Origin of the sequence: Mariprofundus ferrinatatus (assembly GCF_002795825.1) — a bacterium.
Taxonomy (GTDB): domain Bacteria; phylum Pseudomonadota; class Zetaproteobacteria; order Mariprofundales; family Mariprofundaceae; genus Mariprofundus; species Mariprofundus ferrinatatus.
In genome coordinates, this window is the sequence record NZ_CP018800.1 from 282262 (window position 1) to 296300 (window position 14039).

16 protein-coding genes are annotated in these 14039 nt (G+C 55.7%); 11 read left to right on the forward strand and 5 right to left on the reverse strand.

Annotated features, from left to right (window positions below):
• Positions 1 to 92 precede the first annotated feature (92 nt).
• The 3 genes from Ga0123462_RS01420 to Ga0123462_RS01430 are packed head-to-tail and all read left to right on the forward strand — an operon-like array spanning position 93 to position 2040.
• Positions 93 to 1016, forward strand: coding sequence for an ABC transporter permease (locus Ga0123462_RS01420; protein ID WP_100264664.1), 924 nt, complete (start codon positions 93 to 95; stop codon positions 1014 to 1016).
• Positions 1009 to 1815, forward strand: a complete 807-nt coding sequence (locus Ga0123462_RS01425) for an ABC transporter permease (protein ID WP_100264665.1) — start codon at positions 1009 to 1011, stop codon at positions 1813 to 1815. The genes Ga0123462_RS01420 and Ga0123462_RS01425 overlap by 8 nt, the downstream gene beginning before the upstream one ends.
• A 33-nt stretch (positions 1816 to 1848) precedes the next feature.
• Complete coding sequence (locus Ga0123462_RS01430) at positions 1849 to 2040, forward strand: hypothetical protein (RefSeq protein ID WP_100264666.1); 192 nt, start codon at positions 1849 to 1851, stop codon at positions 2038 to 2040.
• Between the two features lie 145 nt (positions 2041 to 2185).
• Here the strand turns inward: Ga0123462_RS01430 and Ga0123462_RS01435 are convergent, their stop codons facing one another.
• From Ga0123462_RS01435 to Ga0123462_RS11435, 5 genes are all read right to left on the reverse strand, one after another.
• On the reverse strand, positions 2186 to 2920 hold the full coding sequence (locus Ga0123462_RS01435; protein ID WP_198507355.1) for a hypothetical protein: 735 nt from the start codon (positions 2918 to 2920) through the stop codon (positions 2186 to 2188).
• 225 nt (positions 2921 to 3145) lie between these two features.
• Positions 3146 to 3646, reverse strand: a complete 501-nt coding sequence (locus Ga0123462_RS01440) for a hypothetical protein (RefSeq protein WP_100264667.1) — start codon at positions 3644 to 3646, stop codon at positions 3146 to 3148.
• Between the two features lie 31 nt (positions 3647 to 3677).
• Positions 3678 to 4010 (reverse strand): HD-GYP domain-containing protein, encoded by a 333-nt coding sequence (locus Ga0123462_RS11555; protein ID WP_198507414.1) that lies wholly within the window; start codon positions 4008 to 4010, stop codon positions 3678 to 3680.
• Positions 3971 to 4660, reverse strand: coding sequence for a PAS domain S-box protein (locus Ga0123462_RS11510; protein WP_198507356.1), 690 nt, complete (start codon positions 4658 to 4660; stop codon positions 3971 to 3973). The genes Ga0123462_RS11555 and Ga0123462_RS11510 overlap by 40 nt, the downstream gene beginning before the upstream one ends.
• A 16-nt stretch (positions 4661 to 4676) precedes the next feature.
• A complete protein-coding gene (locus Ga0123462_RS11435) occupies positions 4677 to 5168 on the reverse strand; it encodes a hypothetical protein (protein ID WP_198507357.1) in 492 nt (163 codons plus the stop codon).
• A gap of 364 nt (positions 5169 to 5532) precedes the next feature.
• Between Ga0123462_RS11435 and nagZ the strand changes: the two genes are divergently transcribed.
• The 8 genes from nagZ (at position 5533) to Ga0123462_RS01490 (ending at position 14036) form a co-directional block, all read left to right on the forward strand.
• Positions 5533 to 6435 (forward strand): beta-N-acetylhexosaminidase, encoded by a 903-nt coding sequence (nagZ, locus tag Ga0123462_RS01455; protein WP_198507358.1) that lies wholly within the window; start codon positions 5533 to 5535, stop codon positions 6433 to 6435.
• Positions 6436 to 6467: 32 nt separating this feature from the next.
• Positions 6468 to 7646, forward strand: coding sequence for a dicarboxylate/amino acid:cation symporter (locus Ga0123462_RS01460; RefSeq protein WP_100266424.1), 1179 nt, complete (start codon positions 6468 to 6470; stop codon positions 7644 to 7646).
• A gap of 108 nt (positions 7647 to 7754) precedes the next feature.
• Positions 7755 to 8024, forward strand: a complete 270-nt coding sequence (rpsO, locus tag Ga0123462_RS01465; RefSeq protein WP_100264669.1) for a 30S ribosomal protein S15 — start codon at positions 7755 to 7757, stop codon at positions 8022 to 8024.
• Between the two features lie 91 nt (positions 8025 to 8115).
• Positions 8116 to 10221: a polyribonucleotide nucleotidyltransferase gene (gene pnp, locus Ga0123462_RS01470; protein ID WP_100264670.1), complete on the forward strand. Its 2106-nt coding sequence runs from the start codon at positions 8116 to 8118 to the stop codon at positions 10219 to 10221.
• A 76-nt stretch (positions 10222 to 10297) separates the two neighbouring features.
• Positions 10298 to 11557 (forward strand): M16 family metallopeptidase, encoded by a 1260-nt coding sequence (locus tag Ga0123462_RS01475; RefSeq protein WP_232726671.1) that lies wholly within the window; start codon positions 10298 to 10300, stop codon positions 11555 to 11557.
• Positions 11554 to 12294 (forward strand): serine O-acetyltransferase, encoded by a 741-nt coding sequence (cysE, locus tag Ga0123462_RS01480; RefSeq protein WP_100264671.1) that lies wholly within the window; start codon positions 11554 to 11556, stop codon positions 12292 to 12294. The genes Ga0123462_RS01475 and cysE overlap by 4 nt, the downstream gene beginning before the upstream one ends.
• 124 nt (positions 12295 to 12418) lie before the next feature.
• Entirely contained in the window at positions 12419 to 12916 is a 498-nt protein-coding gene (locus tag Ga0123462_RS01485; RefSeq protein WP_100264672.1) for an Rrf2 family transcriptional regulator, read from the forward strand.
• Complete coding sequence (locus Ga0123462_RS01490; RefSeq protein WP_100264673.1) at positions 12900 to 14036, forward strand: cysteine desulfurase family protein; 1137 nt, start codon at positions 12900 to 12902, stop codon at positions 14034 to 14036. The genes Ga0123462_RS01485 and Ga0123462_RS01490 overlap by 17 nt, the downstream gene beginning before the upstream one ends.
• The last annotated feature ends 3 nt before the right edge of the window (positions 14037 to 14039 follow it).

A 14039-nucleotide genomic window follows, 5' to 3' on the forward strand; every position in this document is an offset into this window, starting at 1 on the left:
GCTGCAGGCTGTCTTTTGAGACGGGCGAAGGCAAGGCCAGATCGCATGCCTCAGAGGCTGGCCACGCCATAAATCCGGGGTAGGCTGGCCGTATGTTCGGACAGATTATGGTTACCCGCCTGCTGCAGGCCATCCCCACGCTTATCGGCGTGGCCACGCTTGTCTTTTTCCTGCTGCATCTGGTGCCGGGCGATCCGGTTGATGCACTGCTGGGTGAATCCGCCATGGCCGCCGACCGTGAGGCACTCAGGCAGGCTCTGGGGCTGGATCAGCCGATTCTCGTGCAATATGGCGGATACCTTTCAGGCCTTGCCTCGGGCGACTGGGGCATGTCGCTGGTCGATCAGCGACCCGTACTGGCGTTGATCATCGAACGGCTTCCGGCCACCGCCCAGCTTGCAGGCGTCAGCCTTCTGCTTGCCGTGATGCTGGCACTGCCGCTCGGTTACTGGGCGGCACGCCATGCCGGCAAAAAAGAGGATGTGGCGGCGATGGGGTTTTCGCTGCTCGGCGTGTCGATCCCCAACTTCTGGCTCGGCCCGATGCTGATGCTCTTCTTCGCGGTGTTTCTCGGCTGGCTGCCGGTCTCCGGCATGGATCAGCCCGGTTCAATCGTGTTGCCTGCCATTACCCTCGGCACGGCACTGGCTGCCGTGTTGTCGCGCATGGCCCGCTCCTCATGGCTTGAGGCGATGAGCATGGATGCCACGCGCACGGCTCGCGCCTTCGGCGTTTCCGAGCAGAAGATCTGGTGGACGCATGCAGCGCGTCTTGCCGCCATTCCGGTAATCACCATGTTTGCCCTGCAGCTGGGAGCGGTTCTGGGCGGCGCAGTGATTACCGAAACCGTGTTCGACTGGCCCGGGCTGGGGCTCTTGACCATCGAGGCGATCCAGCGCCGCGATTATCCGCTGGTGCAGGGGTGTGTGCTGATGATTGCCGCCTTCTATGTGCTGGCCAACCTGCTGGCCGACCTGCTCGGCCTCTGGCTCGATCCGAGGCAGCGTCATGGATAACGCTGCAGTGAGGCTGGCGGGGATATGCCTCGCTTTTCCGCTGCTGGTTCTGCTTGCGGCTTTGGTAACCGGGCTGGATGGCCATGCTGTCGATCTTGATGCGGTATTGAACGGTATGAGTGGCCCTCACCTGCTCGGCACCGATGCGCTCGGGCGCGATGTGTTGGCGCGATTGTCGGAGGGGCTGCAGCTCTCGCTGATGGTGGGGGTGCTGGTGGTGCTGTTTGGCGGGCTGGTCGGAGTCTCGGTCGGGATGGTTGCTGGCTGGATGGGTGGCTGGGTTGATGCCGTGCTGATGCGCGTTGCCGATATCGTGCTCTCCTTTCCCGGCATCCTGCTGGCCATTGCACTGGCTGCGATGCTCGGCCCCGGTATTGATAACCTGGTCATGGCGCTGGTGGTGGTCGGGTGGGTCGGTTTTGCCCGCCTCGCACGCGCGCAGGTGCTCTCTTTTAAATCCGTTCCGTTTGTCGAGGCAGCCATCGCCAACGGCAGCGGGGTCGTTTACATCGCCATTCGGCACCTGCTGCCGAATATTGCGGCTCCGCTTCTGGTTGAGGCGAGTTTCGGCCTGGCTGCCGTGATTATCGGCGAGGCTGGGCTTTCGTTCCTCGGGGTCGGCGTGCAGCCGCCCGATGCCTCGCTCGGCACCATGATCCGAGAGGGCACAAGCCTGATGCTGGTATCCCCCGGGTTGGTGATCTGGCCGGGCCTTGTGCTCTTTGCACTGGTAATGGCGGTGAATCTTCTCGGTGATGCCCTGCGCGATAAACTGGATGTGCGCATGGAGCTCAGGTGATAACGTTGACCGGGCAGGGGTGCTGGAGGACATATGCAGTTGGCTGATTATTTTATTACGGCAGTTTTCATTATCCTCGGCCTTACAGGCCTGGCCGTTGCCTATGAATCGTTCAAAAAAGCCTCACCCACAAAGAAGGTGATCTGGCTGGCCGTTGTTCTGGCTGCTGTCACCGGCGCAGTTCTTGTTTTCAGTTATCCCGAACTCCTCCGCAAGACAGGGTGATCAGTTTATCTGCCCAGTCCGGACAAATCTGGGTACCACTGGATTGAGGCTATCGCTCTAGCATTCTGAACGTCTTTGATCGGCCAGAATCGGTTGTTCAACAATGAACATTCACTTGTGCTTCGAGAAGTTTTAAAGTCAATATTTAATCACGCATACCAGCATTTTGTTCAAACCGATATAAGTGTTCATTAAGTATATCTACATGAGCTTTTTTCCCAAATGCCTTGCAGACAATTATGTGGCTAATAAAACCTCTATACACATAATTCCAGAGATCATCAGCATGTGCTTCCATCATTGGAGTGCCTAACATTCCACTTGTATGAAAATGGGGTGGATTGCCTCCATACATATCCATGATGTGAGGAGAAGCGCCATGCACGTACCCTGAATATGCCTTGCTTAAGGTTCTTACTGCCTCTTGATGGGTAGTATCTCCATCAATTCTTGCTAGATAAGCTTGAATCTTTTTTCTTGGAATCATTGGTCGTTTTTGTCTAGATCCCATCATGGTCCCTGACTCATCAATCTCTTCTTCCCAGAACGCATCTAGGAAGCGCTCATGAAGCTCTGTAATAGAGTCATTTGTCACCGCGTATACTAGGAAATCAATGTCTTCATTAGTTTCATCAATTGCGCGCTGAAGTGCTGCTTGCTCTTGAACAAAACCATGATTTAATAATAAGAGAGCAGCCCTTACCAGACTTTGCACTCGAGCGAGTTTTTGAATTATGGCTTGGTATATATCTTTATCTTTGTACCTATAGGCAAAACCAAATGAAAGCTGAACAAACTGAGGCGCGCTTGGCATTGAACTCTCCAAGTCTTGAAACGTAGAATCCATTAGTTCGAGCATTTGTTCGATGTCTGTTTTCATAGAGAAAGCCAAGCTAGCATTATTTGAACGGCAGTTAGTACTATAAGAAGAAAAGCTACAAAAAACAGCCCTCTTTGCTGCTTAGCTGAGGATCAATGAGATCATAATTCGAGGGCATAATACATTAACTCCCAATGTCTAGAGTTGGCCGCATCTTGCCGGTCGCCACAGGCGATAGTCGGCCATGAACGGCCCTTCGCTGGACAAATGTGAAATGCAAATTGGTCAGTTTCCGTGGCTTGATTTCATTATGTCTGCCTCTAATTCTTCTGCTGCTGCTGCTGCAGATACTGCCACATCAGCTACCGCTTCCGCCGCTGAATCTGCCACGGCCTTAACCGCCAGGGCGGAGTTTGTTTGAGCCTCTAGCGCAACATGTGCAGCTTCTGCGATATGCGCTTTTAACGCTTCTGCAACATCTTTAAATAATTTCACCTTGTCCAATAACACGCGGCCGCGCTCCTCAGCCTTATCTTGTGCGAGGGTGGCTGCAATCTCTACAATTTGGGCAGCCAATTCGGTTGCATCTGAAGCTTTTTTAGCAGCCTCTTTCACCCGCTCTGCTGTTTGTTTTGCAGCTTGCTCCGCTTGCTTAGCATGGTTATGAATCAAGGCTATAGCGTCCGTATAGCGCTGGCTCGTGATGCGATAACCTTCACGAAGGTTCATAATTTCCTGATGCATTTCTACTAGCCTTAGCTGTAATGCTTCTGTTTCCTTGTCCATACAAGCCTCCATACCGTTATTCGCCCATCAATCAGGCAAAGGCAAACCTGTTTTGTGCAAAAAGCTTCAGGCAGGCATCAACCACATCGGCATCGTAGCTTGTGCCCCGCCCCCTCTGGATTTCCTCCAATGCCCGGTCGATGCCCAAACTGGCGCGATAGGGTCGATGGCTCGACATCGCCTCGACCACGTCGGCCACCGCCACGATGCGGGCTTCCAGGCAAATCTGCTCGCCCTTCAACCCCTGCGGATAGCCGGAGCCATCCAGCCGCTCGTGATGCTGGTGGGCGATATCCGCCACCGGCCAGGGGAACTCGATACCTTTCAGAATATTGAAGCCCTCATCCGAATGGGTCTTAACCAGACTGTATCAAGCTCGGTCAGATTCCCTGGCTTGCTCAAGATTTCGGCCGGCAGGTGAAGCTTGCCGATATCGTGAATGATTGCCCCCATTCGTACGCCTTCAATCACCTCCGCATCCAGCCCCAACTCCTGGGCAATGGCTCTGGCCAGTTTTGCTACGCGCAGCTGATGGCCGGCGGTATAAGGGTCTCTGGACTCAACCGCATTTGAAATGACCTGAATTGTTCCTATAAGACCTTTCCTTATACGTATAAGAGACTCTTTAAGATGTTCACTGGCCTCATTTCTTTCCGTCAAATCACGAATAAAAGCAATGAAGATGGGTTCATCATCACTCTCAGTGGGAACAATGGTCAGTTCCACTGGAACAATTGAACCATTCTTGTGCAACGCGTTAATTTCCACATGCTGGTTGAGAACTTTATGCTCGCCCGTCTCAAGGTAATGCTTAAGCCCTGCAGTATGTGCATCCCTAAGTTCAGGCGGGATAATGGTTTCAGTCAGATTTCTGCCAACTGCTTCATCATGACTGAATCCAAACAGGCGCTCTGCTTTAGGATTCCAATCCAAAATCTTTCCCTGGATATCCATACTAACAAAAGCATTCCGGGCATTATCAATAATGGCACTCGTGTATTTGTTCGCCTTCACAATGATGTGTATCCCGTTATGACTGTTTATTCGCCCCACGGGCAGACTGGTTCGCCTCGTTGGCCAGCTTGACCGCTTCGGCAGCCGCTTCGACGGCAATCCGCGAAGATTCTGCCGCCTCTGCCGACAGCTTCTTGGCCAGTTCCTCAGCCTGGTGTGCCGCGGCGGTCGCCGCCGCTGATGCAGCAGCTGCAGCTGCAGCCGCAGCTTCCGCCGCAGCTTCCGCCGCCTGGGCAGCAGCATCCGCTGCCGCTTCTGCTGCCTCAACGACAGCATGGACTGCCGCCTCTTTGGCGGCTATTGCAGCGCGAGCCGCTGCGTCCTTCGATTTAGTGGCAGCTATCGAGGCGCGCTTGGCAGCGACCGTTGCCTGGTTGGTCAGCTCTTTCAGAACAGCCAGTGAATCGGTATAGCGCGTGTTCACAATGACATAGCCTTCGCGCAGGTTTTTAACTTCCAGCTCAAGTTGCACCAGCCGGTCGTACACCTTTTGAATATCTTCGCTCATAGCAATCTCCCGATTGGAGCCTGAGCCCCTTCATTCCCATAGTGGATATGTTGAATATAGTCCCTTTTGGGAAAAGATGAAACTGTTCTCCCTGATGGGAGAGAAAGTGGCTATGGAGGCGCTTGTTTAGGTATGGCACAATTTAATCAAATTGAACGAAGGGCCGGAGATGGCCGGAATCCGCCACTCACAACGATTTATTTTTAGTCTCAACAGTATTCCTGAGCAGGGCTCGAACTAAGGGCCAGGTGAACACCTTGTTATACTAACGCGCCGGATTAGGGGATTTGCTCTTGTCGTGCAGTGATGAGACAGGTTGTATTGTGGTTATGCCAAGCGAGCGCTTACGGGGAGTCTATTTGATATGATGCATAAACAGCTGATGATTGGGCTGGAGGGCACCCTGCTCACCGAGCAGGAGCGGGCGTGGCTGAAGCGGTGGCCGCCGCTGGGGGTGATCCTCTTCGCCCGCAACATCGAAAGTCCCGAACAGGTAACGGCGCTGCTGGATGATGTACGCAGCTGCACCGGAGCCGATACATGGGCTGCAATCGATGAGGAGGGGGGCAGGGTCAACCGCATTCCGTGGGCGCCATTCAACAGTCGCCGCCACCCCGCCGAATATGGCGAGCGCTATCTCACCGACCCAGAAGCGGCAAAGAGGGCGGTTTACGAAGATAACCTTGTGGTCGGCAAGGCGCTGAAAGCGCTCGGCTTCACCCACAACTGCGCCCCCGACCTCGATCTTTTCCACGAAAGTGGTCACGCCATTATCGGCAAGCGCGCCTATTCAGGGGATGTCGAAATAGTCACAGCCCTTGGTGAGGCGTGCATGCGGGGCCTAAGCGATGCCGGTATCGAGGGGGTGGGCAAACATTTCCCGGGTCACGGCCGCGCCAATGCCGACTCACATGTGGCGGTGCCCGAGGTGACGGCATCTCTGGACCTGCTGATTCGGGAGGCGCAGACATTCGCACGCCTGATCGAAGCGGGTATGAAACACGTGATGAGCGCGCATGTGATCTGCTCCGAAGTGGAGAACCGGGTGGCGACACTTTCCCCCTTCTGGTTGCAGGAGGTGTTGCGCCAGCGCTTCGGATTCGATGGCAAAATCTGGAGCGATGACCTCTGCATGAAAGGGGTTGGCGAGGATGTGTTGCATGCGGCACGCGAGGCCAGAGAGGCGGGCTGCGATATCCTGCTGGTCTGCATGCCGGATGGCGTGGCCGATGTTTACAACAGTTTTGACATGGGAGAAGTGTCTTGAGAAGTGTCGTTGAGAACAGGCTCCTGTTTGCCATGCTGGCAGCCATTGTGGCTGGCGGCATCTCCGGATATGTCTGGGGCGAAGCGATGGAGTCGGTGGCCTGGCTTGGAGAGCTATTTCTCACCACGCTCAAAATGCTGATTATCCCGCTGGTGGCAGCAAGCATTATCACCGGCGTGGCAGGATTGGGTGATGTGAGAAAACTCGGCCGCATGGGTGGCCTCTCGGTCGCCTACTATGCCGTTACCACGCTGATTGCAGTTTCCATCGGATTGATGATGGCCAACCTCTGGCAGCCGGGTGTTGGTGTAGATTTGACCGCAGGTGGCGAAGCGCCCGAGCCGAAGGCGGGGGATGTCGGTATCACCGACCTGATTCTCTCCTTGGTGCACCCCAATATCATCGATGCTGCCGCTAATCTCAAACTGTTGCCGGTGATCGTATTCTGCATGCTCTTTGCGGCGGGGCTCTCCACCCTAGGCGAGCGGGGGCAGCCTGTGCTCTCCTTCTTCGAAGGGGTGAACGAGGCGATGATGAAGATTGTCGAATGGGTGATGGTGTTTGCGCCGGTCGGCGTTTTTGCGCTGATCGCCTCCAAGCTCGGTTCGGCAGGCGGTGGCGAGGCATTTTTCGCCCAGCTGGCCGGGCTGGCCAAATATGCGGCGGCCGTGATCTCGGGGCTGCTCTCGCACATGGTGGTGCTCTCTGTGCTGCTTATGCTGCTGGCGCGCCGCGCCATCCTCGAATATCTGCGCCATATGGCAACGGCGCTGATGACCGCTTTCTCTACCGCCTCATCGAGTGCGACGCTGCCGCTTACCATGGAAGGGGTGAAAATGGCCGGTGTCGATAAAAAGGCGCGCCGTTTTGTGCTGCCGCTGGGGGCGACTATCAACATGGATGGTACCGCCCTCTATGAGGCGGTGGCGGTGCTCTTTATCGCCCAGGCCTACGGCATAGATCTTACCTTCGGTCAGCAGATGCTGGTGTTGTTAACGGCCACGATGGCTGCGATCGGGGCTGCTGGCATACCCGAAGCGGGGCTGGTGACGATGGTGATCGTGCTTGAGGCTGTCGGGCTGCCGTTGGAGGGGATCGGCCTGATTCTGGCCATTGACTGGTTCCTTGACCGCTGCCGGACCACGGTCAATGTATTCGGTGATTCGGTCGGTGCTGCAGTGATCGCCAACCTGATGCGTCCGAAAGGGTAGCTAGAACCATCTTTTCGGAGATGTAATAAATAATTGCATGCCTGTTGCGCTGTCGCTATTGTTCGCCGCCCTAATGAAAAGGAAAGAAATAAAGAGGTAACAACGTTCATGTCTTTGGCGCTGGAAGAAAAAAACACAATTATCGAGAAGTACCGTCGCAGCGAAGGCGATACAGGCTCCCCTGAAGTGCAGGTTGCTCTGCTGACTGCACGTATTAATCAGTTATCCGGTCACTTTAAAGACCATCATAAAGATCACCACTCCCGTCGCGGCCTGCTGAAAATGGTCGGCCAGCGTCGTAACCTGCTCGGCTACCTTAAGAATAAGGATTTCGGCCGTTATCGCACCCTGATCGAAAGTCTGGGACTGCGTCGCTAAGAAACATTGAGGCGGCCCCTTGTGGGCCGCCTTTTTTCTTTTTGTCGGTTCTATCCAAGCCAAGGGCATGTGCGATTAAAAGGAATATATAATGTTTGATGTAAAGACTACCCAGGCCGAAGTTGGTGGCCGCACAATCTCATTTGAAACAGGGCGCGTGGCCCGTCAGGCCGGTGGTTCGGTTCTGGCTCAGGTCGGCGACGTTGTTGTTCACGTTGCTGCAACTGCTGCCAAACAGCCACTGCAGGGCGTGGATTTCATGCCACTGACTGTTCACTACCAGGAAAAAACATACGCAGCCGGCCGTTTTCTCGGCGGTTTCTTCAAGCGTGAAGGCCGTCCCTCAGAGAAGGAGACACTCACCTCCCGCCTGATCGACCGTCCGATCCGCCCGCTCTTCCCGAAAGGCTACTTTCATGAGACTCAGGTGATTGCGACTGTTGTTTCAGCCGATGAAAGCACCAACCCTGATATCATCGCGATTAACGGCGTTTCTGCTGCACTCTCCATTTCCGATGTGCCATTTGCCGAGCCGATCGCCGCTTCCCGTGTTGGCCTGATCGATGGCGAGTTCGTACTGAACCCGACTTATGAGCAGATGGAAGAGTCCAAGCTGGACCTGATTGTTGCCGGTACACGCGATGCGGTACTGATGATCGAGTCTGAAGCGAAAGAGCTTTCTGAAGAGCAGATGATCGATGCGATCATCTTCGGTCAGGAGGGCTACCAGCCGGTTCTTGATGCGATCGAAGCGCTGGTGAAGGTTGCCGGTAAAGAGAAGCTTGTAGTTGAACTGGCAGGAAACGATGCGGTGAAGGAGGCTGTCAAAGCTGCATTTGAAGCCGATGTTCGTGATGCCTATGCAACCGTCGACAAATCTGCCCGCGCAGCCAAGATCGAAGCATTCCGTGCAGCCGCACAGACCCAGCTGGCAGGTACTGAAGAGAATCCGGGCCAGTTTACATCTAACGATGTGAGCTCTGCCATGAAGAACCTCGAGAAGGATGTGGTTCGCCGCTCCATTATCGATGGCAACCCGCGTATCGATGGCCGAAAAACCGATCAGGTTCGTGCCATTGACTGTCAGATTGGCGTACTGCCACGCACGCACGGCTCCGCCCTGTTTACACGTGGTGAAACCCAGGCACTGGTTACCATCACGCTTGGAACCGAGTCCGACATGCAGATGACCGAGTCGCTGGAAGGTGTGGCCAAGCAGCGTTTCATGCTGCACTACAACTTCCCGCCATACTCTGTGGGTGAAGCGCGTCGCTTCGGACCTCCGGGACGCCGCGAGATTGGCCACGGTCGCCTTGCCCGCCGTGGTATCGAAGCTGTACTGCCAGCCATGGATGATTTTGGTTATGCGATCCGTTCGGTTTCCGAGATTACCGAGTCCAACGGTTCATCTTCGATGGCTTCTGTCTGCGGCACCTCGCTGGCGCTGATGGATGCGGGTGTTCCTACCAAGGCAGCTGTTGCAGGCGTGGCCATGGGCCTGATCCTCGAGAAGGATGGTTATGCCGTTCTGACCGACATCCTCGGTGATGAAGATCATCTGGGCGATATGGACTTTAAGGTGGCCGGTACCCGCGATGGTGTTACCACGCTGCAGCTCGACATCAAGATCGGCGGCTTGACCCGTGAGATCATGCGTGAGGCTCTCGGTCAGGCACATGCAGGCCGTATGCACATCCTTGATGAGATGGCCAAGTGCATTGATGCACCGCGCGGTTCCATCGCCGACCATGCCCCTCGCATGATTACCATGAAGATCAATCCGGACAAGATTCGCGAAGTGATCGGTGCCGGCGGCAAGGTGATCCGTGGTATCGTTGAAGAGAGCGGTGCCAAGATTGATCTTGAAGATGACGGCACGATCAAGATCTTCGCGGTCACCGGTGAGGCCGGTGAAAAGGCGAAGAAGATGATCGAGGATATCGTGGCCGAGGTTGAGGTCGGTGCGATCTACACCGGCAAGGTTGTGAAGCTGATGGACTTCGGCGCATTCGTACGCGTTGTCGGCGGAACTGACGGTCTGGTGCATATCTCACAGATTGCCAACCACCGTGTCGATAAGGTTGCCGATGAGCTTTCCGAAGGTCAGGAAGTGCGTGTGAAGGTACTGGATGTCGATCGAAACGGCCGTATCCGTCTCTCCATGAAGGCACTTCTCGACGACAACGCCGAGAGCTGATGCATCTGAGACAAACCGGAAAGAGGCGGGCTTTATGCCTGCCTCTTTCTATTTAAGGATACAAAGATTGAATGCGATGATGCAATCCGATTTTTACCATGAGACACAGGTAGCCGGTGGACCGCTTGTGTTAAGTCACCATATGCCTGCTGCCCAGAGTGTCGCACTCGGGATATTTATCGATGTCGGCAGTCGTGATGAACTGAAATCACAGGCTGGCATTACGCATGCGCTCGAGCATATGTTGTTCAAGGGCACGAAAGAGATGGATGTGCATCAGCTTGCCGAGAAACTTGATGAGCTGGGTGGCAATGCCAATGCCTATACTTCACGGGAGCGCACCTGTTTCCATCTGCATGTGCTGCATGAGAAGTGGCGCGAGGCACTGGATATTCTGGTTGCCATGGTTCAGGAGCCGGCGCTGCCCGCAGAGGAGTGGCGGCGTGAACGCGAAGTCATCTATGCCGAGATGGCGATGGTCGATGATACTCCCGAGGAGTGGGTGACTGACCAGCATGTGGCAGCACTCTTTCCGGATGACTCCATCGGTCTGCCGGTGCTCGGTTCACATGATTCGCTGGCGTCACTCTCTGACGATGATCTCGCCGCATTTCTTAACAGGTGGTACTGCCCGCCGCGTATGCTGATTACAGCAGCAGGAAATATTGCGCATCAGGATCTGGTCGACGCCGTAGCTGCAGCCGGTTGGCGGAAATCCGGCGGCACGGAAAGCAGGAAGAAACCTGCTGCAATGGCAACGGGTGTGCAGGCGCTGAAGCGGGATGGGGAGCAGGCACAGATCGTGGTTTCAGTGCCAGGCCTGGCAGCAGCGTCGGATGCAAGACCGGTAGCGTGGCTTGCCAATCAGGTGCTCGGCGGCGGCATGAGTTCCCGGCTGTTTCGTGAGGTGCGTGAGAAGCGCGGACTCGCCTACAGTGTCGGTTCGCACCTGAACTCGCTCAGCGATGTCGGCACATGGTCGCTGAGCTGCGGACTTGAGCCTGAACGTGCGCCTGAGTGCGTGTCGCTGCTTTCAAAGCTGCTGGCTGAATTTCCTGCCAGCATCACCTCACATGAGGTCGAGCGGGCCCGCAAGCAGCTTGAGGTGCAGTTGAGGATGGGGCTGGATTCCGTCGAGGGGCAGATGCTCTATCTCGGCGGCCGGCTTGATGAGCCCCTGCTTTTCTCTCCCATACAGTGGCTGGAGAAGATCAGGGCAGTCGGGGTTGATGAGGTTTCCGGCTGGGCAGAAGAACATCTTGCCGCAGGCATGCTGTGGAGTGTTGCCGCACCGGGTAAGGCACTGACAAAAATTTGTGATAATATTGCGCCATGATGAGCGCAATCAGAGAAGATATCCGTACAGCATTCGACCGTGATCCCGCGACCCGATCCTCGTGGGAGGTGTTGACCTGCTATCCCGGCCTGCATGCCATCTGGATGTATCGCCTGGCCCATGCGCTGTGGCGGCGCAATCTCTTCTGGCTGGGCCGCTTTGTTTCGCATATCGCACGTTTTCTGACCGGTATTGAGATTCATCCGGGAGCCACGATCGGCCGGCGTTTCTTTATCGATCACGGCATGGGTATTGTGATTGGAGAAACCACGGTAATCGGCGACGATGTGACGCTTTACCATGGCGTGACACTGGGCGGCACAACCTGGGAGAAGACCAAGCGCCATCCAACGCTGTGTGATGGTGTGATTGTCGGCGCCGGCGCCAAGGTGCTCGGTGCCATTACCATCGGCCAGCAGTCGCGAATCGGCGCAAACTCCGTGGTATTCCGTGATGTGCCGGAGCATTCAACCGTGGTCGGCATCCCGGGCACCGTCGTGGCGACTACCGAATCGCTGATCGAGGACGGTAAAATCAATCTTGATCACCATCTGCTGGCCAACCCGGTTGCCGAGGCGCTCGGCCATGTGCTGAAGATGATCGATGATGTGAACGCACGTATCGACACCTTCCATCCGGACGCCAAGGGGAATGAAGCGAAGGCATCCGATGACCTCGAGAAGGATCGTCTGAGCGAACAGGAGAAGCTGGAGCGTTTCCTCGGCGGCGGCATCTGATTTCAGAATCCGTCATCGCATCCTGACTTATCAGATAACATTCATTTGCGTTTAATACTTGACTAAAAGGGTCTGGTTTATAATATCCGACACTTTTACGCGGGTATTGTATCTGGAGGTTTATATGCGATTAACAAGCAAAGGACGTTATGCTGTATCGGCCATGGTCGATCTCAACAAGCAGCAGGCCGGGGGCCCTGTCACGCTGGCAGCCATTTCCGAGCGCCAGTTTATCTCCCTCTCCTATCTTGAGCAGCTGTTCAGGCGTCTGCGTGAGTCAGGTCTGGTTCGTTCCGTGCGTGGCCCGGGTGGCGGTTACCTGCTTGCCAAAGATCCGGACGATATTTCGATTGCCGACATTATCCGGGCCGTGAATGAACCGGTACGTACGACCATGTGCGAGAACGGCGTGCGCGGCTGCCATCGCGGTAACCGTTGCGACACCCACCAGCTCTGGGAGTCGCTCGGTCAGCATATCTACCGTTTTCTGGATGCGGTCAGCCTGGAACAGGTTTGCAGCGAAAATGTGCTGCTCGACAATGTGGAACTGGGCGACGTGCGCAACTATATTCCGCAGCCTGAAACGCATGAGACGAAGGTGAATATTGCATCGATATCTTGACTGTAATGCCACATATCCGCAGCTGCCGATAAGCCTGGAGGCGATGGTTCAGGCAGCAACCGCTGCGCCAGGAAACCCTTCCAGCCTGCACTGGGCAGGACGCGCCGCACGCCGCATCGTAGATGATGCCAGGGACACTCTTGCCGCCTTTGTCGGCGCCGAGTTGGGTAGTGTCGTCTATACATCAGGTGGCACCGAGGCGAATAATATTGCCATTCACAGTGTACTCTCCACGGCGAATCCCGGGCGCATCGTTACGACCGCCATCGAACACCCTGCAATCCTTAACCCGTTGGAGACGTTTGTGGCAGCCAACCCGGAGTGGGAACTTGTGAAGCTCCGCCCGAACAGGGACGGCGTGGTTACGGCCGATAGCGTTGAGGCAGCTATCAATGACGAGACCCGCTTGCTTTGCATGATGTATGCCAATAACGAGAGTGGTGCCCTGCAGCCGGTTGAAGAGGTGGCAGCTCTCTGCCGCAACAGATCCATACCGATGCTTGTCGATGCGGTTCAGATGCTCGGCAAGGGTAGGCTCAGGTTCAATGAGCTCGGTATCGACTTTATGAGTATCTCTGCACACAAAATCGGCGGCCCCAAAGGTGTGGGCGCCCTGCTGGTGCGCCGCGGCGTGAGGCTCAAAGAGCTGACGCCGGGCGGAGGTCAGGAGCGAGGACGTCGCTCCGGCACCGAGAATGTGCCGGCTATCGCAGGCTTTTCAGCAGCCCTCGGCCAGCTTGATTTCAGTGTATGCAGACCGGTACGCGACCTCTTCGAGGCCGAGCTGGTTGAAAAGTTGCCCTATGTCGAAGTGGTGTCGCAATGCGCAGTGCGCACCCCCAATACCAGTCTGGTGATTCTGCCGGGGCTGGATGGTGAGACGCTATTGATGCAGCTGGATCTGGCCGGCTTTGCCGTAGCATCCGGCTCGGCCTGCTCATCCGGCAAGCGCGAGCCTTCGCATGTGCTGCTGGGGATGGGGTACTCCGAGCTTAAGGCGAGAAGCTCACTGCGTGTCAGCTTTGCTCCCGACAGTAGCCGTGAAGATGCGCTGGCGCTGGTTGAAGCACTGGTTGGCGCTGATAAGCGGCTTAAAGGCATGGCAGGCATCACTGCCTGATGC

Bases quoted from the DNA above. Each gene is read 5' to 3' on its own strand.
- Ga0123462_RS01430 (WP_100264666.1), top strand. From the start codon at position 1,849: ATGCAGTTGGCTGATTATTTTATTACGGCAGTTTTCATTATCCTCGGC.
- Ga0123462_RS01425 (WP_100264665.1), top strand. From the start codon at position 1,009: ATGGATAACGCTGCAGTGAGGCTGGCGGGGATATGCCTCGCTTTTCCG.
- nagZ (WP_198507358.1), top strand. From the start codon at position 5,533: ATGATGCATAAACAGCTGATGATTGGGCTGGAGGGCACCCTGCTCACC.
- Ga0123462_RS11435 (WP_198507357.1), bottom strand. From the start codon at position 5,168: ATGAGCGAAGATATTCAAAAGGTGTACGACCGGCTGGTGCAACTTGAG.
- Ga0123462_RS01440 (WP_100264667.1), bottom strand. From the start codon at position 3,646: ATGGACAAGGAAACAGAAGCATTACAGCTAAGGCTAGTAGAAATGCAT.
- Ga0123462_RS01475 (WP_232726671.1), top strand. From the start codon at position 10,298: ATGATGCAATCCGATTTTTACCATGAGACACAGGTAGCCGGTGGACCG.
- Ga0123462_RS01435 (WP_198507355.1), bottom strand. From the start codon at position 2,920: ATGAAAACAGACATCGAACAAATGCTCGAACTAATGGATTCTACGTTT.
- Ga0123462_RS01485 (WP_100264672.1), top strand. From the start codon at position 12,419: ATGCGATTAACAAGCAAAGGACGTTATGCTGTATCGGCCATGGTCGAT.
- cysE (WP_100264671.1), top strand. From the start codon at position 11,554: ATGATGAGCGCAATCAGAGAAGATATCCGTACAGCATTCGACCGTGAT.
- pnp (WP_100264670.1), top strand. From the start codon at position 8,116: ATGTTTGATGTAAAGACTACCCAGGCCGAAGTTGGTGGCCGCACAATC.
- rpsO (WP_100264669.1), top strand. From the start codon at position 7,755: ATGTCTTTGGCGCTGGAAGAAAAAAACACAATTATCGAGAAGTACCGT.
- Ga0123462_RS01460 (WP_100266424.1), top strand. From the start codon at position 6,468: ATGCTGGCAGCCATTGTGGCTGGCGGCATCTCCGGATATGTCTGGGGC.
- Ga0123462_RS01420 (WP_100264664.1), top strand. From the start codon at position 93: ATGTTCGGACAGATTATGGTTACCCGCCTGCTGCAGGCCATCCCCACG.